This window comes from Bifidobacterium sp. M0399, assembly GCF_016100595.1.
In the GTDB taxonomy this organism is placed as follows: domain Bacteria; phylum Actinomycetota; class Actinomycetes; order Actinomycetales; family Bifidobacteriaceae; genus Bombiscardovia; species Bombiscardovia polysaccharolytica.
This window is the reverse complement of record NZ_JACFSD010000001.1, coordinates 1-21,164: the sequence shown is the minus strand read 5'-3', so window position 1 is coordinate 21,164 and position 21,164 is coordinate 1. Positions and strand designations below refer to the sequence as shown.

Here is a 21,164-nt window from a genome sequence, read left to right as displayed (position 1 = left end):
ATGACCGCCTTCGCCCGACGACCTGCCCCGGATGCAAGACCGGCATCCTCAGCCGAATCCAGACAAGGCATACGAGCCCAGACCGCTGACCTTTGGCAGTCGGTCACTGCCCTGGGCTGGGCTATGGCCTTGGCCGCGCTCGTTTGTGCTCTGGCCTTCGTCCCGACTGGCTGGCGTGAACTGCTTGCGGGTGTTCTGCTGGGCGTAGGCATGCTGCTGCTGGGGCTACTGATGAGCCTGGGCAATCTGTCCTGCAGCGCTGAAACGAGTCTGAACCAAGGACATCTGGAGGTGGGTGGCCAGGCCGAGCTGGTCCTGGTTCTGACCAACCCGGGCAACCGCTCCACCCGCCGCGGCCGAATCGGTCTGACTCTAGGCCAGGCAGCCGTCATGGCGCCTTTGCCTGCCCTGGCTCCCGGCCAGAATCACCAGATTCGCTTGAAGCTGGAAGCCAGGTCCCGTGGCGTGATTGACCTGGGCCCGGTGACCATGGAGGCCGGGGATCCGCTGGGACTCATCCGCCGTCGTCGAATCCTGGCAGGCGCCCGAAAACTCTATATCCATCCCCGCACGGTTGCCTTGCCACCCCTTGAAGCCGGACTGGAACGCGACCTGGAGGGCGATCCTGGTCCCGGCATTGTCGACGACGACCTGGAATTCCATGCCCTGCGCCCCTATGCTCCGGGCGATGACATGAAGCGGGTCCACTGGCTGTCCACTGCCCGTGCCGGCACCCTGATGGTCCGCCAGTATGAGCCCACCCTGCGTACTAGGACCGAACTGATCCTGGACGGCCAGGCCGCCTCCTACCGGAACGCGGATGAGTTCGAGCTTGCAGTTGAAATCTATGCCTCCTTGGGCTGCCGATGCCTGCTTGATGGCCGTCGGTTACAAGCGCGGGCCCCGGAACCTGACGATTCCGACGCCCATGGAACCACCCTGCCCACGGAAGATCCCCGCAGTTTTCTGGACGCCTGCAGTGCCATCCACCCCCGCCAAGGCGGCTATGACTCACTTGACCGGACTGATGCTTCCGAGCAGACCAGCCTGACCATTCTGGTAACCGGTTCGATGGGCGACCGCCAACCCTCAGCGCTGATGGGCGAATCGGCTCAGAGCGCCTCCTCGGTCATGCTGCTGGCTGCCGACCTGGATGCTCATCCAAGCCTGCAGGCACAACCGGGCCTGGTCAACGCCGTTTTGGGTAGTATTCGGGACCTCCCCATCCTCTTGGAGAACCAGCCATGAGCACATCATCAGCATCATGGATGGAGCAAGCCCAGAGGGAGCCGATTCGTCTGATCGACCGGACTGGTCTGCAATCCACAGTCGACCCCACCTGGCGCCGCTCCCCTATCATTCTGGTCGCCGCACTGGTTCCGCTCGATCTGATGGCCGGACTGCAGCTGTTGCCGGTCTACGGCAGCCTGTCCTTCTGGCTGACAGTGGGAGCCGCGGCTTGTCTGACCGGACTACTGATCGCCATGCTCCCCCACCGCAGTATTGCCACAGCCCTCCTCCAACCTCTGCTGCTGATTGCGGGCCAGTTCCTGCTGGGCCCCATCTTCGCTCACAACGGCACAACACTGGCCCACGTCCTGCCCACCTGGGCAACCCTGGCACAAGGGTGGTCCGCTACCTTCGGTGCTTTCAAGACCCTGGCAGCCATCGACCCACCCCTTGGCCAGGAAGCCGGCGGATTGATGGCCCTGTGGACGCTGATGCTCTGGACCTGCTATCTGGCGGTGCTGCTGGCCCGCCATGGCCTGGGCCGCAATCTGGGACGGCCGACACACCCAGCGGCCGTCCTGGCAGCCACCTTGCCCATCCTGGCCACCATGATTGTGTCAGCAGCCCTAGGCACCAGCAGAGGCCTCTATCCGGCATTGACGGGCGGCATCCTCTGGCTGCTTCTGCTGATTTGGAGCGCAAGTGGACTGGGTCTGCTGCGTCTACGAGGACTCACATCCACTCTCCTGACCCTGGCCCTAGCAGCCGGAATGATTTTCTCCGCTGGAATCTTGCCTGCTCCGACCCGACAGGTCATCCGCGACCATTATCAGCCGCCCATGGACCCCTACCAGTTCACCAGCCCCTTGAGCGACTACCGTGCCTATATCAAACGACACCGCGACGATACCCTGGTCACGGTACGCAACCTGCCCGCCGGCACGCCGGTCCGGATGGCAGTCATGGACCGCTATGACGGCAAGGTCTGGAATCTGTCCGACTCCTCAGGCGCAGGAGCCGCCGACTACCGGCGCGTCGGCGCCCAGATCCGCACAGAAAGGCAGCAGGAGAAGACCAAGGACGGCGAACAAACCGGACGGCCCTTTACCGCGACCTTTCTAATTCGGGAAGGATTCGACCACGCCTGGCTGCCCTCTGCCGGACAGGTCGACGGCATCGATCCGGACCAGGACCTGCAACGGAAAGACCTCTACTTCAACAAGGCTACGGACACTGCTCTGACCGATCAGGCCCTGCAGGCAGGAGCCAGCTATACGGTGCACGGCGTGGCCCAAAACCGACCCGCAACCCGTCGCATAGCCGACAGCGATCCGGGAGATGCGCAGGTGCCTCCCCTGTCGGATGCCCCTGAAAGCCTGCCCAAAGCGGCTGCCTCCATGACCTCCATGCAGGTGCGCGGCGGCGCCAGGGCACTGGCCATCGAGGAACGGCTGCACAAGGAGGGATGGTTCTCCCATGGTCTGGCCGGCGACTATCCCTCGCCCTCCGGCCATGGTGACTATCGAATCAATCAGCTCCTGCAGGGCCAGGCCATGGTGGGCGACAGCGAGCAATACGCCTCGGCCATGGCACTCCTGGCCAGGCAGATGGGTCTGCCATCCCGGGTGGTCTTGGGATTTCTGCCCAAGAACCATGACGGTTCCATCAGCCGAGCACGGACCAGGACCCAGGCGGACGGGAGCACCCGAATCGACTTGACGGGACGTGATGCCCAGGCCTGGGTGGAGGTCAATCTGAAGGGACTCGGATGGATCCCCTTCTACCCCACACCACCAGAGACCAAGACCCCGGACAAATCCCTGGACCCCACACCCCCCAATCCACGCACACTGGTCCGCCAGCCACCACCCCCGCTGGCCGACCCTCCCCACGACGACCACACCACCCAAGGCAGGACCATTGTCGGCGGGCAGGAAGCATCCCCGCAGTCTCCACCCTCCTTCTGGAAGCGGTACGGACCCATGATAACCAAAGCGACACTCTGGACCATGCCGGTCTGGCTACCCGCCCTCCCGATCCTGCTCCTACTAGGCATCAAAACCCGGCTACGCAGACCTGCCTACATGACTGGACCCACAATGACATTTCCTTCCTGCTGAGATTTAGTCGCCAAATAGCCGTCATCTACAGCCATCGTCGTCACTGTCTGTCTGCAATCTTGACCGCAAGAAAAACAAAATGAGGGCCCGTGCGATCGCTATGATCGCGCGGGCCCTCATCCTTTATCACATATCCTGCGGTCGAATCCGCGAGGCCGGATCATCCGGCCCAAGCGGATCTACGGTTACTGGCCGTGCAGGCACTCACTGGTTGGAGTGCTGATCCTCCGAAGAGGAGAAGGTGGCCGAACCAGACTGCTGGGATGGCTTCTGATCGGAGTCACTGCCACCGGCGGCCTCCGAGGATCCCGTGCCTGTGGCAGCCGTCTGATCGCCGGACTCAGCTGACGGATCCTGCACGTTGGGGGTGTCCAGATGACTCTGGCCACCCTGGTCGTTGAGGAAGTCGTCCGGGTTGAAGTCGTCGCCCAGCTTCAGGTCCCCGAAGTCGATGTTGGAGAAGTCCACATCGTTCAGGTCGGCGTCGCTCAGGTCCACGTCGCCGCCACCCAGGCCGAAGTTGGGGTAGATGGTGTCGCGGATGGCCTTGTCAGGCTCCACGGTGGCGTTGCGATACCTGGCCAGGCCGGTGCCGGCCGGAATCAGCTTGCCGATGATCACGTTCTCCTTGAGGCCCTTCAGGTCGTCGACCTTCTGGTTCAGGGCGGCCTCGGTAAGCACGCGGGTCGTCTCCTGGAAGGAGGCGGCCGACAGCCAGGAGTCGGTGGCCAGGGAGGCCTTGGTGATGCCCATGAGCTCAGGACGTCCCGCGGCGGGCTTGCCTCCGGCCTTGACGGCCTTCATGTTAGCGGCCTTGAACTTGGCCTGATCAACCAGCTCACCGGGCAGCAGGTCGGTGTCGCCCGAGTCGATGACCGTCACGCGGCGGAGCATCTGGTGGACGATGACCTCGATATGCTTATCGTGGATGTCCACACCCTGGGAGCGGTAGACCGTGTGCACCTCGTTGACGATGTTCACCTGGGCGGCACGCGGGCCGAGGATGCGCAGGATCTTCTTGGGATCCACGGATCCCTCGATCAGCTGGGTGCCAGCCTCGACGTGCTGTCCGTCCTTGACCATCATGGGCGCACGGCGGGTGACCGGGTAGGTCAGCGCCTCCACAGAGGTGTCGTCCGGGGTCAGGGTCACCTGACGGCCGCGGTCGGTGTCCTCCACCTTGACGGTGCCGGGGAACTCCGCGATGGGAGCCTCGCCCTTGGGGGTACGGGCCTCGAAGAGCTCGGTGACACGGGGAAGACCCTGGGTGATGTCGGAGGCCGAAGCCACACCGCCGGAGTGGAAGGAACGCAGCGTCAGCTGGGTGCCGGGCTCGCCGATGGACTGGGCAGCCACAATACCCACGGCCTCGCCCACATCCACCAGCTTGTTGGTAGCCAGGGACCAGCCGTAGCACTTGGCGCACACCCCGCGTGTGGACTCGCATGTCAGGACCGAGCGGGCCTTGACCTCCTCCACGCCGTGGGCGACCATGTCGCGCAAAACATCCATGGACAGGGCGTCGCCGCGCTTGTAAAGCACGGTCTTGCCGTCCTTGGGGTCGATGACGTCGGCGGCCAGGAGCCTGGAGTAGGGTCCGCCGTCGGCGGCCTTGACCAGGACCAGGTTGCCCTGCTCGTCGCGCTCGGCCACCTTCATGGTCAGACCGCGCATGGTGCCGCAGTCCTCCTCGCGCACGATCACATCCTGCGAGACATCGACCAGACGACGGGTCAGGTAGCCCGACTCGGCGGTACGCAGTGCGGTGTCGGCCAGACCCTTGCGGGCGCCGTGCTGGGAGATGAAGTACTCCAGCACCGACAGGCCGTCGTGGTAGTTGGACTTGACCGGTCGAGGAATGATCTCGCCCTTGGGGTTGGCCACCAGGCCTCGCATACCGGCGATCTGGCGGATCTGCATCCAGTTGCCTCGCGCCCCGGACTGGACCATGATGTTCACGTTGTTGTCCGGAGTGAAGTGCTCCTGCATGGCATCAGCCACCTTGTCGGTGCACTCGGTCCACAGGTTGATCAGCTCCTGACGGCGCTCCTCGTCAGTCAGCAGACCCATGTCGTACTGGGAGTTGACCTTGGCGGCCTGCCCCTGGTACTCATTGACGATCTCGCCGCGCTCGGGCGGCACCACGATGTCGGAGAAGGCCATGGTCACGCCGGACCACTGGGCCCGGGTGAAGCCCAGGTCCTTCAGGGCATCAAGGGTCGCCGCAACCTGTGCGGTCGAGTACCGAGTGGCGATGTCGTCCACGATGCCGGACAGCTTGCCCTTGGGCACCTGCTCGTTGATGAAGGGGTAGTCCACAGGCAGCGTCCGGTTGAACAGGACCCGTCCGTAGTTGGTAGCGAACAGACGGGAGCCGTCCTTGAAGACCTCCTCCTTGACCACGTCAGGGCTGCCGGGCTCGGGGTCGATGACCTTGAGGTCGCCGGGCTTCCAGTCCTTGGGCATGACGAAGTCGGCGGGCACCCGCAGCAGGATCTTGGCCTGCATGTCGATCTCGCCCAGGTCCAGGGCCATCCGGGCCTCGGCAAGGCTGGAGAAGATCCGGCCTTGGCCCTTGGCGCCGTCAACCACGGTGGTCAGATAGTACAGACCCAGAATCATATCCTGGGAGGGCATGGTGACCGTGTGGCCGTCAGCGGGCTTGAGGATGTTGTCGGAGGCCAGCATGAGCGAACGTGCCTCAGCCTGGGCCTCTGCCGACAGAGGCAGGTGGACTGCCATCTGGTCGCCGTCAAAGTCGGCGTTGAAGGCCGCGCAGGCCAGCGGGGGCAGGTGGATGGCCTTGCCCTCGACCAGGATGGGCTCGAAGGCCTGGATGCCCAGACGGTGCAGCGTAGGCGCACGGTTGAGCAGGACGGGATGCTCGGAGATGACCTCCTCCAGCACGCCCCAGACTTCGGGATCGCCACGGTCGACCAGACGCTTGGCGCTCTTCATGTTCTGCGCGTAGTTGAGGTCCACCAGCCGCTTGATGACGAAGGGCTTGAAGAGCTCCAGGGCCATGGGCTTGGGCAGGCCGCACTGGTGCATGCGCAGGGAGGGCCCGACCACAATCACGGAACGGCCGGAGTAGTCCACACGCTTGCCCAGCAGGTTCTGGCGGAAGCGGCCCTGCTTGCCCTTGAGCATGTCTGCCAGGGACTTCAGGGGACGGTTGGAGGCTCCGGTGACGGGACGGCCACGGCGGCCGTTGTCGAAGAGGGAGTCCACTGCCTCCTGGAGCATGCGCTTCTCGTTGTTGAGCATGATCTCGGGGGCGCCCAGCTCGATCAGGCGCTTGAGCCTGTTGTTGCGGTTGATGACGCGCCGGTAGAGGTCGTTCAGGTCGGAGGTGGCGAAGCGGCCGCCGTCCAGCTGCACCATGGGGCGCAGGTCGGGCGGGATGACCGGGACGACATCCAAAACCATGGCCTCGGGCTTGTTGCCGGTGTTCAGGAAGGCGGAGACCACCTTGAGCCGCTTCAGGGCACGGGCCTTGCGCTGGCCGGAGCCAGTGTCGATCTCGTGACGGAGCTCCTTGGCGGCACCCTCCAGGTCGAAGTCCTGCAGACGCTTCTTGATGGCCTCGGCGCCCATGCAGCCCTCGAAGTAGTCACCGTAGCGGTCCTGCATCTCCCGCCACAGATCAACGTCGCCCTCCATATCGCCGGGCTTCAGGGTCTTGAAGCGGTCGAAGACGGCGGTGATCCGCTGAATCTGGTCGTCATAGCGCTTGCGGATGGCGGTCATGTCCCGCTCGGCTCCGTTGCGCAGACGGGCCTTCATGGAACCCTTGACCTCGTCGGTCTTCTCCAGCTCAGCCAGGTCCTCCTCCAGCTTCTTGGCGCGCTTGTCGATCTCCAGGTCGCGCTTCTTCTCCAGCTGGGAGATTTCATTGTCGAACTCGTCCTGCAGGTCGGGCAGGTCCTTGTGACGCTGCTCCTCATCCACCTTGGTGACCATGTAGGCCGCGAAGTAGATGACCTTCTCCAGGTCCTTGGGCGCGATGTCCAGCAGGTATCCCAGCCGGGAGGGCACGCCCTTGAAGAACCAGATGTGGGTGACGGGGGCGGCCAGCTCGATATGGCCCATACGCTCGCGGCGGACGCGGGAACGGGTGACCTCCACGCCGCAGCGCTCGCAGACGATCCCCTTGAAGCGCACGCGCTTGTACTTGCCGCAGGCGCACTCCCAGTCGCGGGTGGGTCCGAAGATCTGCTCGCCGAACAGGCCGTCCTTCTCGGGCTTCAAGGTACGGTAATTGATCGTTTCTGGCTTCTTGACCTCGCCATAGCTCCAGCCACGGATGTCGTCGGCCGTGGCCAGTCCGATTCTCAGTTTGTCAAATGCATTGACGTCCAGCACTCTGTGTCCTGTCTCTGATCTTGTAACTGCTCTGAAGTTTGCCTCTTGGCGGGATGCCCGTCAGGCGGGCATCCCTGTGACTGGTGGTTCAGCGGTACTCCGGCTCGGGAGCGGACTGGTCGGCCTTGGCGGCGGCGTCCGGACGGGCGCCGATGTTGAAGCCCAGGTCGTCGGAGGCGGCGCTGGGGTCGTCGTCCTCGTCCTTCATCTCGATCACGTTGCCTTCCGCGTTGAGCACCTCCACGTTCAAGGAGAGCGACTGCATCTCCTTGAGCAGCACCTTGAAGGATTCGGGGATGCCGGCCGCCGGCAGGTTCTCCCCGCGCACGATGGCTCCATAGGCCCGGACGCGGCCGTCCACGTCGTCGGACTTGGTGGTCATCATCTCGTGCAGGGTGTAGGCGGCGCCGTAGGCCTCCAGGGCCCAGACCTCCATCTCGCCGAAGCGCTGACCGCCGAACTGGGCCTTGCCGCCCAGGGGCTGCTGGGTGATCATCGAGTAAGGGCCGGTGGACCGGGCGTGGATCTTGTCGTCCACCAGGTGGTGGAGCTTGAGCATGTACATGTAGCCCACGGAGATCGGCTTGGTGAAGGGCTCGCCGGTGCGGCCGTCGTAGAGCACGGCCTTGCCGTCGTCGCCCACCAGGCGCTCGCCGTCACGATTGGGCAGGGTGGTCTTGAGCAGACCGTTCAGGGCATCCTCACGCACGCCGTCGAAGACCGGGGTGGCCACAGCAGTGCCGGGTTCGGCCTTCTCGGCACCTGCCGGGATGTGCTTCTTCCACTCGGCCTCCAGGTCGGGATCCAGGCTGATGTCCCAGCCGGAGTGGGCGATCCACCCCAGGTGGAGCTCCAGGACCTGGCCCAGGTTCATACGGGAGGGCACGCCTAGCGGGTTGAGCATGATGTCGATAGGGGTGCCGTCGGCCATGAAGGGCATATCCTCTTCGGGCAGGATCCTCGAGATGACGCCCTTGTTGCCGTGACGACCGGAGAGCTTGTCGCCCTGGGTGATCTTGCGGTGCTGGGCGATGTAGACACGGATCATCCGGTTGACGCCGTTGGGCAGCTCGTCGCCATCCTCCTCGGCATCCTCGCGGGTGACCTCCTTGACCTCGATGACCGTGCCGGTCTCGCCGTGGGGCACCCGCAGGCTGGTGTCGCGCACCTCGCGGCTCTTCTCACCGAAGATGGCCCGCAGGAGCCGTTCCTCAGGGGTCAGCTCGGTCTCTCCCTTGGGGGTGACCTTGCCGACCAGGATGTCCCCGGCCTCGACCTCGGCACCGATGCGGATGATGCCGCGCTCATCCAGGTTGGCCACCGCATCCTCGCCCACGTTGGGCAGGTCACGGGTGATCTCCTCGGCGCCCAGCTTGGTCTCGCGGGCGTCGGTCTCGTACTCCTCGATGTGGATGGAGCTCAGGGTGTCGTCCTGTACCAGCCGCTGGGAGATGATGACGGCGTCCTCGTAGTTGTAGCCGTTCCAAGGCATGAAGGCCACCAGGACGTTCTTGCCCAGTGCCATCTCGCCCTTCTCGGTGGCGGGACCGTCAGCCAGGACCGTGCCGGCCTCAACCCGTTCCCCATCCTTGATCAGAGGAACCTGGTTGTAGCAGGTGGTCTGGTTGGACCGCTGGAACTTGGCCAGCTTGTAGGAGGACTGGGTGCCGTCGTCATTCATGACGCGGATGATGTCGGCGGATACGTAGGTGACCACGCCCGGCTTCTCGGCCAGGATGACATCGCCTGAGTCGATGGCGGAACGCCACTCGGAGCCGGTGCCCACCAGGGGCCGCTCGGACTTGACCAGGGGGACGGCCTGACGCTGCATGTTGGTACCCATCAGCGCTCGGTGGCCCTCGTCATGCTCCAGGAATGGAATCAGGGAGGCGCCCACCGAAACCATCTGCCGGGGGGAGACATCCATCAGATCCACCTGGGAGACGGGCACATCCTTGGCCTCGGCCTCGGCGTCACGCACCAGGGCCTCGTCCTCGACGAAGTGTCCGGTCTCGTCGATCTCCTGGTTGGCCTGGGCGATGGTGTGCTCGGACTCCTGATCGGCGGTCATGTAGACCACGTCGTCGGTCACCTGGCCATCAATGACCTTGCGATAGGGGGTCTCGATGAAGCCAAAGGGGTTGACCCGGGCAAAGGTTGCCAGGGAGCCGATCAGGCCGATGTTGGGGCCTTCAGGGGACTCGATGGGGCACATGCGTCCATAGTGGGAGGGGTGCACATCGCGCACCTCCATGGAGGCACGGTCGCGGGACAGGCCACCGGGGCCCAGGGCCGAGAGACGGCGCTTGTTGGTCACGCCGGCCAGCGGGTTGTTCTGATCCATGAACTGGCTCAGCTGGGAGGTTCCGAAGAACTCCTTGATGGTGGCGTTGACCGGACGGATGTTGATCAGGGACTGCGGGGTGATGGCCTCGGCATCCTGGGTTGTCATCCTCTCGCGGACCACGCGCTCCATACGGCTCAGGCCGGTGCGCAGCTGGTTCTGGATCAGCTCGCCCACCTGACGGATGCGGCGGTTGCCGAAGTGGTCGATGTCGTCCACGTCCACCCGCAGCTCGATGTCCTGGCCGTCGCGGCGGCCGGGGAAGGTCTGCCCGCCGGCATGCAGGGTCACCAGGTACTTCAGAGTGGCGATGATGTCCTCGGGATGCAGGCTGCGGTCGTTGAAGTCGGCCTCAAGCCCCAGCTTGCGGTTGATCTTGTACCGGCCGACCCGGGCCAGGTCGTAGCGCTTGGTGTTGAAGTAGAAGGAATCCAGCAGGTTGCGGCCAGCCTCGGGCGAGGCGGTGTCCGCAGGCCTGATCTTCCTGTAGAGGTCGGTCAGAGCCTCGTCCTGGGTCTCGATGGTCTCCTTCTCCAGGGCGTCCAGCACCAGCGGATAGCCCTTGAAGGCCTTGCGGATCTGCGGCTTGGTCATGCCGATGGCCATGAGGAAGACGATGGCGGACTGCTTGCGCTTGCGGTCCACACGCACACCCAGCACATCACGCTTGTCGATCTCGAACTCCAGCCAGGCGCCCCTGCTGGGGATGATCTTGGCCCCGAAAATCTCCTTGTCGGAGTTGCGGTCCTGGGTGCGATCGAAGTATACGCCGGGAGAGCGGACCAGCTGGGAGACGATGACACGCTCCGAGCCTCCGATGATGAAGGTTCCGTGGGGGGTCTGTAGCGGGAAGTCGCCCATGAAGACGGTCTGCGACTTGATCTCGCCGGTGTCCCCGTTCTCGAACTCGGCGTTCACATACAGGGGGGCGGAGTAGGTGTAGTCCTTCTCCTTGCACTCCTGGACCGTGTGCCGCGGCTCCTCGAAGTAGGGATCCGAGAAGGTCAGACTCATGGTCTGTGCGAAGTTCTCAATGGGAGAGATCTCCTGGAAGACCTCATCAAGGCCGGAGACGGGAGCCACGGTATGTGTCCCGTTGACCCGATCCTCTTCAACCCGCTTCTTCCAGCGGTCATTGCCGACCAGCCAGTCGAAGCTATCGGTCTGCACGCCCAGGAGGTAGGGCACCTCGATGGGTTCGCGGATGGATCCGAAATTGACACGATCGGTGGCCTTGTGCAGTTTGATGTCATGTTCGTCAGCGCGTGCCTGCGTGGCGGTGGTACTACTTACAGCTTTATTGGCAGCCAAAATGGACGTTCCTTATCGCTCGCCGTACTCGATCATTCCTGTTACCCCAGGGAGATGCCGAATGGCCGCCATATGCCTATTCGCGGGCACCTCCTCGATGATGCATGCCCGCTATATGACATACCTCACGCAAAGACAAGACTATAGCAGACAAGAACCATGGGCGCAATCGGCGTGTCGTCTTCGGAAAGCTGCTATTGGACCATGACCGGCACCGGCTGGGAGACCACGTTGGAATCGGCCTTGAGCACCAACTTGGCCTTGTAGGAACCGGCGTCGACCAGGGGCAGCTTCTCGTCGGGCTGGCAGCTCTCCTGGCTCCTGTCGGCATGCCAGGTGATGGTCTGTACGTCCTTGTCGCCGGTGGCCATGAGCAGGGTACGCGCCCCCACCGGGCAGGCATCGGAGCGCCAAACGGTATCCTGACCGCTGGTGATGACCAGCACGCGGCCGCCGTCGGAGCCGTCCACCAAGCATGAGCCTGTTCCCTTGTGACGAATGGTCGCCGTAAAGTCGATGGACCCGCCTACCTCAGTGCTAGGATCGGGCGCAGCCAGCTCCAGCGCCAGATCCCCTTTGTTACAGTCAGGAGCTCCTGAGGAACGCTTCTTGCTAGCATCCTTCTTCTGATCTTTGCCCTGCTTGTTCTTGTCTTTGGATTTGGTCTTTGCGGACTGCTGGGCGCTGGTCGAGGCACCCTGGCCCCCATCGCCTCCCCGCAAGGCTCTGATGCCGGCCCCCACGCCCCAGACCAGACCAGCGCAGACCAGCAGGAAGAGCACCGCCAGCAGGGCGGCCGCGATCCTCCGGCGACGGTACATCCGCCGTTTCTTCTCGCTCATGCGTCGCTTGGCCATACTTCTCCAGTCTAATCGCCAGGGCGGCCTTCACTGCGGCAGGCTTAGGCGGCCGTCCTGGCCAATCTCAAGAAGGCCGTCCTCATCCAGAGAGGCGATGCACCGATCAAGTCGGATTTCATCCTCGCACAGGGGTTCCAGATCCTTCCTTGAGACGGGCGTGCCGGAAGCCTGCCGCAGGGCCTGAAGGATGGCACCGCGGACCTGCCGGTCGGTACCGGCGAAGCGCTGACGGGGCCTGGTCCTGCCTGCGCCCAAACCAGGTAGTCCAGCCTTGAGAAAGCGGCAGTAACCGGCCAGAGGGCAGATGTCGCAGGCCGGCTTGCGAGCGATGCAGACTGTGGCGCCCAGCTCCATGACAGCCTGGTTCCATCGGGCCGATGGCGGCTCACGCCAGGCAGCCGACCTGACCTTCGGATCAGCCAGTCCCAGACGGTCACTATCTTTCTGGGCACCGCTGTCCTCGGCACCGACATCCTCCGGCCCTCCGGCATCGGCGCTAACACTCTCCTGCCCTTCATCCTCGGGCAGGACCTGCCAGGCCAGCTGGCGCTCCTCTCGGCTGGCAGCGCCTCCGGTGGATTCACGCCCCAGAAAGACCCTGGAGAGCACCCTGCGGATATTGGTGTCGATGACGGCGATCCTCTCGCCGTAGGCAAAGCTCATGACAGCACTGGCCGTATAGTCGCCGATGCCGGGCAGGGCCACCAGCTGGTCGTAATCCCGGGGCAGCCGGTCTGCATACCGGCCGGCCACCTGCTGTGCGCATTCCTGCAGGCGCAGGGCTCGGCGCGGGTAGCCCAGTCGGCCCCAGGCCGTAATGACCTCGGCCTTGGGAGCGACAGCCAGGGATGCCGCATCCGGCCATACCTTCATCCAGGCCGTCCAGTAGGGCACCACCCTGCTCATCTGGGTCTGCTGGCTCATGACCTCGGAGACCAGGACCCCCCAGGGTGTGGTTCGCCCAAAGCGCCAAGGCAGATCGCGGGCGTACCGGCTCCACCAGTCGAACAGCCGCAGGCGGATGGGCTCCGTCTCCGCCAAGGCCATATCCGCACCCACCATGGTCACACCGCCCTTCGCCATCCGATTCTGCCTCATTCAACCGCCGTATTCTGCCCGACGGTGCCGACCGGCACTGCCTGGCCTGTCGTTTGGCGACGGTAGGTTGGCCTCATGAACAGGCAGGAGCAGGAGCGGTCCGACGACCCGTCGAAGGCCGTCGACAGCATGTACGAGTACGGATACCGCAAATCGAATTATGGTCCGGATGAGCTGGTCACGGATGCCCACGGCAATCCCATCTCCGTAGTGGACGCCATGATGAAGGCCGATCAGGCCAGCCGGGTGAAGACCTCCACCCCCCACCTGTGCTACTACTCGCCGCGGATCCCCGGCAACACCGGCTCCGCCATCCGCCTGTGCGCCGTGACCGGCACCATCCTGCACCTGATAGAACCCCTGGGCTTCAACCTCAAAGACACCAAACTGCGCCGGGCCGGCCTGGACTACCATGACATGGCCCACGTGGTCCTGCACCCGGACTTCGACGACCTGGTCCGCTCCATGCCCGACAGCCGGATCATCGCCTTCACCGCCCACGCCGACAAGCTCTACACCGAGGTCAACTACCGGCCCGACGACATCCTCCTGTTCGGACCCGAGCCGGGCGACATCCCCGACCCCATGGACATCATGGCCGGCCCTCACGTAGCCGAACAGGTCAGGCTGCCCATGCGGCCCAGCCTGCGCAGCCTGAACCTGACCAACTGCGCCTCCATCGCCATCTACGAGGCCTGGCGGCAGCTGGGATTCCAAGGCGGCCGCTGAACCCCGCGAGCGCACTCGGTTCTTGAAGCTGTGGATGGGCGCCGGGATGTGCCCGCCCCGATTGACGAAGTCTGCGCAGGATTTCCTACTCATCCAGATGACCGGACCACAGTCCATCAGAACGCCGAATTCACCCCCCCCCTATGGCCTCACCCAAGGTCTCCAATCAGTCCAACAAGTCGTCGAAGGGATGCCGAAATCCGAGCAGCCCACGATCTACATCATGTTGAAGAAACCATCGATGATGGTTTGAGCTACATCCAACACATTCACTTTCAACACGTTCACTTTGTGGCCTAATAGATAATGTGGAGACAGCGGCGATGATGCCCACCCTGTCCCTGATCACAATGGTGATGATTGCCTTGTCCATGAGGCTCCTTCGATGTGGGGGTCCCGTCTTGAGGACATTCCACGACGGATAACGCGCATCCGCCCGGCTAGTCAGGCACTGCATGAAGGGCGACCGGAATCTCAGCAGACAGCCCTCAGAAGGACCTCTTGGAGAGCCGACAGGAATTCACCCGACAGGACCTGTCTGTCTCCGTTCGACCTGGTATACTCCAAGGTTTCCAAGGATCTCAGGGCCCCTACCCCGCTCGAACAGACAAGGTCATAGACCCTGTCCTTCAGGGAGTTTGCGATTTGGGCAGACTGACAGATGTCGAAAACGTCCTTTCGGACAGGGTTATCCGCCAGATCCAAACCTTCAGGAAAGGTCAGAACCTGATCCTGCCCAACGGGACGCTCGGGCAGGGTAACAACCAAACTCAAGGTATCAGGATCGTAGTCGGCACGACAGTCGACCCCGTCCACCTGGACACGTGCCGGCAGCACGCCGCGGAGGACCACCTGCCATCGCCTGCTGGCGGGCACCAGGCCGGATTCGCCACGTACGGCACAAATGCGCAGGCAGGGCTTGTCCCAATCCAGACTGATTGTGGTATCGGCGGTTTTCATGGCGCTCAAATCCCCTCCCTGGGGGTAATGTCCGTCATCCTCACGCATGGTGAATGATCCATCAGCGCCAGGAAAGACCAATAGCCGCAAGGAATCGGGGTTCTGTGTCCGGTTGGACCGATTGTCCGCCAGGAGGGGAATAAGGGCCCCTGCCGGAGCGAAGACGGGCATGGATTCCAAGGGACGCCAAGCCCTGAAGCGTACACCATCGGCTCCATTCACCAAATAAAGGCGGCCTGTGAAGAAGTCGAACCACTGGCCTTCCGGGAGCCAGACCTCGGCAGGAGCCCTCATCAGGTCACGGTCCATGGGGTCGGTGACCGGCGCCACAATCATGCTGGTCCCGAAGCGGTACTCGTTCGGGACCTGATAGGCCTCCGCAGTCTCCGGGTCCCCCCAATACATGGGCTCTATCAGTTCTTTGCCCAGTGCGGCGTTGCGCCAGTTCATCGTATATAGGTAAGGCTGGAGTGCCTGGCGCAGCCTAAGGAAATCCTCCATGACTCCTCGTGCCGGTTGGTGGAAGTTCCAGGGTTCCTTCCCATTGAAAAGCGAGGACGAGGAGTGCAGACGGTTGATCGGGCTGAACGTGCCCAACTGATACCAACGGGCCTCCAGTTCCTCATCCCGGTAACCGAGCATGTGGCCACCGATGTCATGCGACCACCACCCATAGCCGATATTGGAAGCCGTAGCCGTGAAATAGGGCTGGAAACGCAGGGAGTCCCAGCTCACCACCGTATCCCCCGAGAACCCTATAGGGTAGCGGTGGGAACCCGGACCGGCATAACGGGAGAAAGTCATAGGCCAGCGCCCCGACCGCCCGCTGTCGGCATAGTGGAGGAAGTTCAGTAGCCAGAGAGGATCAAGGCCGGCTAGTTTGGAGACGCTTCCCTGTTGCCAATCGATCCACCAGAAGTCCACCCCCTCCTCCTCCAGGTCATGGTGCATATGGAAATAGGCCTCGACGAACTTGGGGTCGGTCAAGTCGAATTCCACGGCTTTATTCCCGGTCGGATCCCTGTCCATGTCAGCGCATACCTGGCGGTAGGGATCTTCGAAGGGACGGATTCCGTCACGGGGGTGTACGTTGAGGGTGACCTTCATCCCCCTGCTGTGCAGCCCACCCAAGAAGGCGGCCGGGTCCGGGAAGAGGTCCCTGTTCCATGTGTATCCGGTCCAGCCCGTGCCATATTTGGAATCCACCTGGGTCAGGTGCCAATCCATATCGACGACGGCGGTGGTGAAGGGCAGACCCTCCTGTTCGAATCTGTCCATCAAGGCCAGGTACTCGTCTGCTGTATACCGATGGTAGCGGCTCCACCAGTTGCCGAGAGCAAAACGGGGCAGCAGTGGCGTGGGGCCGGTCAAGCGGTAGAAGTCACGAACAGCCTCGCGATAGCGGTGACCATAACCGAAAAAGTAAAGATCGATTTCTTGGTGCTTTCGAGGCAGGATGAGCACCCGATCAGCCCCCTTGAGCGTTTCGGGAAGATCAGGGTCGTCCGGGGCCATAATCAAGTTGGAGGACGAGTCATCGATGAGGGCCCATCCGTCCGTTGAGTTGACGCCGATATCCAGCTTGGTGGAGCCGTCCGCCCCATCCAGGGTCCGGGCTGTCCCGCCCAGATTGGCATGCTGGTCGTCCCCATAGTGCCAGGTACTGCAGTAGCCGTCCATTCCCTTGACTTTGATTTGCAATCCCTCACGGCTGAAGGGCCCTCCGTCGTAGGCCAGGATTATGTATGGTGTCTCGACTACCAGCCGATCCCCCTCACACCGTCTGTCCAGGTGGAGGGCTGCTGGGTCTTCAAAGGCCCGGTCAAGGGCCATCTGAGTGCAGTGATCCTCAAAAACGCCGCAATCTGACCACTCCAGTCTGACCATGGAATCAGTAAGGAAGGCGATTCTGAACCGATCTCCCTGAATGACGGTCTCAGGCCCCATGAGAGGACGGGCCTGGATAGGCATCTGACTGCGGGGGTTGATTATCTTCATGGCTTTCTGTCAGCTTTCGTGCTTGAATCGGATCTTTCCGTGGTTGGCTGGTGGAAGGGGTCATACTCAGCCCTTTATGGCCCCGATCATTACACCCTTGTTGAAATACTTCTGCAGGAAGGGGTAGATAACGAGGAGGGGCAAGGTCGATACGATGATGATTCCGAACTTGATCTGGTCGGCGAAGTTCTGCGATTGGACCGCAGACATGCTGCTACCCGAGCCTGGGGTCACCTGGTTGGCCAGAAGAATCATCTGAAGGATGTTCTGCAAGGGTTGTTTCTCTTGGTTACGGATGTAAATCAAGCCAGTGAAGTAGTCATTCCAGTGGCCCACGAAGCAATAGAGGCCTATCACCGCAATGATGGCCGAGCTCAGGGGCAGAACGATTTTAAAGAAGAAGCCGAAGTAGGAAACCCCATCCACGCGGGCCGAATCACGCAACTCCTCAGGTATGGAACTTTCGAAGAAGGATCGTGCGATGATCATGTTATAAACCCCAAATGCTCCCGGCAGGATGAAAATCCACATGCTGTTCAACAGACCCAGTTGTTTCATCAGGAGGTAGGAGGGGATCAAGCCCCCACTGAAGAACATGGTGAACGCGAAGAGGAACATGATGATCCTCCTAGGTCTGAACTCTCTGCGGGAGAGTCCGAAGGCCGCCGGTATGGTCACAATCAGGTTGACCGCCGTACCTAGGAAGGTGTATATGATGGTGTTCTTGTAACCGATCCAGATCCGGTCATCGGCCAGAATCTTGGCGTAGCCACCCAAGCTGAACCCCTGTGGGAGGATGTTGACCTTGCCTTGGGCCACCGCCGTTGGATCAGAAAAAGAAGCAATGATAATGAACCAAAGCGGGTAGATTACCACACACACAATAACGACCAGAATCAAAGCGATGATGATGTCGACCACCCAATCCCCTGCGGTCTTGCTCTGACCCCTGTGTTTGTTGAAGGGAACGTCAGATCTTCCCCTCTTAGCTGCCACGAGGGCGGCGGAACCGTCTACGTTTTGCCGTGTAGATGACATGTCTCTTCCTCCCTTATTCAGAAGATGCTCGTGTCGCTGACCCTCTTGGCGAAGGCGTTGGCCGCCACCAGGAAGACGAAGTTGACCACCGAATTGAAGAGGCCGATAGCTGTCGAATAGGAGAACTGGTTGTCCAGAATGCCTATTCGGTAGGTATAGGTCGATATGACCTCGGAAGCAGTCACATTCAACGTGTTCTGCATCAGCCAGACCTTCTCGAAACCAACGCCCAGGACCGATCCCATCTGGAGGATGAGGAGGACGCCAACCGTGGGCATGATAGTTGGGATGTCCACGTAGCGGATCAGCTGGAGACGACCGGCTCCGTCGATTTTGGCGGCCTCATACAGGCTAAGGTCCACCGAGCTCAATGCGGCCAAGTAGATGATGCAGTTCCACCCAGTGTGCTGCCAGACCTCACTGATCCAGTAGATGGGAGTGAAAGCCCCCGGCACCCCCATGAGGCTGGTGCGGCCAAAGAAGCGACCCAGAAGGCCGGTGCCAGGAGAAAGAAAAATCTGGATCATGGCAACCATGACCACGGTCGAGATGAAGTGGGGCATATAGGTGACCGTCTGCACGAAACCCTTGATTTTTGAACTGCCGATTTGGTTGATCAAAAGGGCCAGGATTATTGGTGCGATGAAACCCATGACCAGGGTCCACAGGCTGATGCGGACGGTATTGGTGATGATTTCGACAAACATGGGGTCGTTGAAGAACTGTCGAAAGTATTTGAAACCTACCCACTTACCACCGGTCAATCCTTTGGTGATGTCATACTCGCGGAAGGCCAGCTGGATTCCATACATAGGTACGTATGAAAAAAGGGCCACGAAACATATGGAGGGCAGCACGAACACCCAAATCTCCCAGTAGCGCCGGAAATGGTCGGCGACCCGCATGGGAAGGGGGGCATGCCTGCGTGCCTCCAGGTTGTCGATCACGTCGACTTTGCCCTTGCTCTCTGCCAGACTCCGGCCTTTTATCTTCTCAGGGGTTACACCGGCCCGGGCAACCTCCTCCGCCTGACCAGTCACGCCACCCCCCTTTTGGTTGACACTCATGGCATTCCTCTCCATTCTCTGATCCTCCGTGGTGCACTGCCGCACCCTTGTTACTGTTTTCATTCCGTCCGCCCGGCAAAGCCGGAGCGGACGTTCACAAACCGATGGCGAAGGCCGCCCAAGGCGGCAGAATTCCTCGGGCCAGTTCCACCATGAGATCGGCTCCATCCAGGTTCGATATGACCAGACGCGAAGCGTTCAGATTTCCGTTCAGAAGGCCAGTCGTCTGTGCCGGCAAGGTGGCTTGTCGAGAGGAGACATTGACTACGGTCAGTAGACGGCGGTCGCCCAGAACTCTGACGAAGGCATATACGTACTCGTCCTCAACATCGACCGGCTGGAAGGACCCGGCCGAGATGACAGGGTTCCGGTGGCGAAGGTCAATCAACCTCTTGTAAAAGGAAAAGACAGAATCAGGATCATCGACCTCACTAGCGGCATTGATCCGTGATTTGTTGGGGTTGACGGCGATCCAAGGCTCGACAGCAGCCTCAGGAGTCATGAAACCGGCATAGCGGCCTCCATCCCATTGCATAGGGGTCCTGGCATTATCCCGCCCTGCCTTGGCCAGGGAGATCATCATCGAATCCGCATCCTGGACGTGGGCTTCTTCGACCCTCTGATGGAAGGCATTGATGGATTCCAAGTCCCGATACTGGTCCAGACGAGTGAATCCGGCATTGGTCATGCCCAATTCCTCGCCCTGGTAGATATAGGGAGTCCCTCGATGCATGTGAAGTAGCAGGGCCAGAGCCTTGGCCGATCGAACCCTTAGTTCGTCGGTGGAGGTATCTCCCCACCGGGAGACGATGCGGGGCTGATCATGGTTGTTGAAATAGAGGCTCGCCCACCCCTTCTTGCTGACAGACTCCTGCTGGCGGAACATGGCCTTCTTCAGGTCGCACAGGTGAAAGGGGGTCTGGTTCCACTTGGCACCTGCCTGGTCAACCTCCATATGGTCGAAGAGGAAGAGCATATCCAATTCGCCGCTGGCGGGGTCGGTTATCTGTCCACTGCGGGCTGCTGTGATCCCCTGGCCCTCCCCCACAGTCAGGTAGCCCTGACGGCCATTGAAGACAGCCTGACGCATCTCCTTGAGGAACTCGTCCAAGCGGGGACCGTCCATGCAGAAGGGCCATGGACTCGAATAGCCTTCCTCCCCCGGAGGGTTATCAGGGATTGAACCTCCGCATTCCCCAGGCAGGTGGCCTTGGGCATCCACCAGCTTGGAAATCAACGTGATTACATCCATGCGGAAGCCGTCTATCCCGCGATCCATCCACCAGTTCATCATCTGGTATACCGCCTTGCGAACGGCCGGATTCTCCCAGTTGAGGTCTGGCTGCTTACGCGAGAAGATGTGCAGGTAATATTCCCCCCGCACAGGGTCATACTGCCAGGCGGAACCCCCGAAACTCCCACCCCACTTGTTGGGCTCGGCACCTGGCGTACCCGGTTCGTGGCCGGGGCGAGCCGGTCGCCACCAGTACCAATCTGCGTAGGCCGGATCACGGTTGCGGGAGGCTTGGAACCACGCGTGCTCATCCGAGGTGTGGTTAACCACCAGGTCCATGATCACCCTGATCCCCTTATTGTGGGCCTGAGCAATCAGTTCATCCATGTCTTCCAGACTGCCGAACATGGGATCGATCCGTCGGTAGTCCGAGATGTCATATCCGTTATCATCCTGAGGCGACTGGTAGACCGGACTCAACCAAATCGCATCCACCCCAAGCTCGGCCAGATAGTCCAGGCGCCTGGCAATACCAGGGATGTCACCATACCCATCCCCATTGGTGTCTTGGAAGGAGCGGGGGTAAATCTGATACACCACCGCATTGGCCCACCAAGGGTTGGGGGTGGCCCCATTGGTCTGGATGTCGTCAGGCACCTTTGGACGCTGTCTGGATGTCATGGTCTTACGCTTCGTTTCTGCTTTGGAAGGTGTTTGCTCGGAATATTCTGTTTATTTGTTGTTGTTGTTGAGGTTGACTCCGATGGTGTCCATGTTCTTTTTGAAGGAGTTGTAGACGTCCTGTTGGAT

General features: G+C 61.6%; 11 protein-coding genes and 1 pseudogene. 3 read left to right on the top strand and 9 right to left on the bottom strand.

The annotated features are described in order from the left end of the window. Nucleotides 1–1,248 (top strand): DUF58 domain-containing protein, encoded by a 1,248-nt coding sequence (locus H3V09_RS00060; protein ID WP_198190531.1) that lies wholly within the window; start codon nt 1–3, stop codon nt 1,246–1,248. Beyond that, entirely contained in the window at nt 1,245–3,350 is a 2,106-nt protein-coding gene (locus H3V09_RS00055) for a transglutaminase-like domain-containing protein (protein WP_198199014.1), read from the top strand. Before H3V09_RS00060 ends, H3V09_RS00055 begins: the two co-directional genes overlap by 4 nt. A 204-nt stretch (nt 3,351–3,554) precedes the next feature. On the opposite strand, the gene H3V09_RS00050 is transcribed toward H3V09_RS00055, so the two are convergent. From H3V09_RS00050 to H3V09_RS00035, 4 genes are all read right to left on the bottom strand, one after another. Further along, nucleotides 3,555–7,715: a DNA-directed RNA polymerase subunit beta' gene (locus H3V09_RS00050; RefSeq protein WP_198190529.1), complete on the bottom strand. Its 4,161-nt coding sequence runs from the start codon at nt 7,713–7,715 to the stop codon at nt 3,555–3,557. Nucleotides 7,716–7,803: 88 nt separating this feature from the next. Further along, a complete protein-coding gene (gene rpoB / locus H3V09_RS00045; protein ID WP_198190528.1) occupies nt 7,804–11,370 on the bottom strand; it encodes a DNA-directed RNA polymerase subunit beta in 3,567 nt (1,188 codons plus the stop codon). Between the two features lie 194 nt (nt 11,371–11,564). Then, complete coding sequence (locus H3V09_RS00040) at nt 11,565–12,227, bottom strand: hypothetical protein (RefSeq protein WP_198190527.1); 663 nt, start codon at nt 12,225–12,227, stop codon at nt 11,565–11,567. Nucleotides 12,228–12,257: 30 nt separating this feature from the next. Continuing rightward, on the bottom strand, nt 12,258–13,313 hold the full coding sequence (locus H3V09_RS00035; RefSeq protein ID WP_415873485.1) for an A/G-specific adenine glycosylase: 1,056 nt from the start codon (nt 13,311–13,313) through the stop codon (nt 12,258–12,260). A gap of 90 nt (nt 13,314–13,403) precedes the next feature. On the opposite strand from H3V09_RS00035, the gene H3V09_RS00030 reads away from it, so the two are divergent. Beyond that, a complete protein-coding gene (locus H3V09_RS00030; RefSeq protein ID WP_198190526.1) occupies nt 13,404–14,057 on the top strand; it encodes a tRNA (cytidine(34)-2'-O)-methyltransferase in 654 nt (217 codons plus the stop codon). A 219-nt stretch (nt 14,058–14,276) separates the two neighbouring features. On the opposite strand, the pseudogene H3V09_RS00025 reads toward H3V09_RS00030, so the two are convergent. From H3V09_RS00025 to H3V09_RS00005, 5 genes and pseudogenes are all read right to left on the bottom strand, one after another. Beyond that, nucleotides 14,277–14,430, bottom strand: a pseudogene (locus H3V09_RS00025) (ACT domain-containing protein); the annotation flags it as partial. Nucleotides 14,431–14,531: 101 nt separating this feature from the next. After that, nucleotides 14,532–17,015, bottom strand: coding sequence for a glycoside hydrolase family 31 protein (locus tag H3V09_RS00020; RefSeq protein ID WP_198190525.1), 2,484 nt, complete (start codon nt 17,013–17,015; stop codon nt 14,532–14,534). Between the two features lie 66 nt (nt 17,016–17,081). Continuing rightward, a complete protein-coding gene (locus tag H3V09_RS00015; protein ID WP_110424939.1) occupies nt 17,082–18,053 on the bottom strand; it encodes a carbohydrate ABC transporter permease in 972 nt (323 codons plus the stop codon). Nucleotides 18,054–18,070: 17 nt separating this feature from the next. Further along, entirely contained in the window at nt 18,071–19,120 is a 1,050-nt protein-coding gene (locus tag H3V09_RS00010) for an ABC transporter permease (protein ID WP_082097698.1), read from the bottom strand. A 94-nt stretch (nt 19,121–19,214) separates the two neighbouring features. Beyond that, nucleotides 19,215–21,035: a glycoside hydrolase family 13 protein gene (locus H3V09_RS00005; protein ID WP_198190524.1), complete on the bottom strand. Its 1,821-nt coding sequence runs from the start codon at nt 21,033–21,035 to the stop codon at nt 19,215–19,217. Nucleotides 21,036–21,164: the final 129 nt, after the last annotated feature.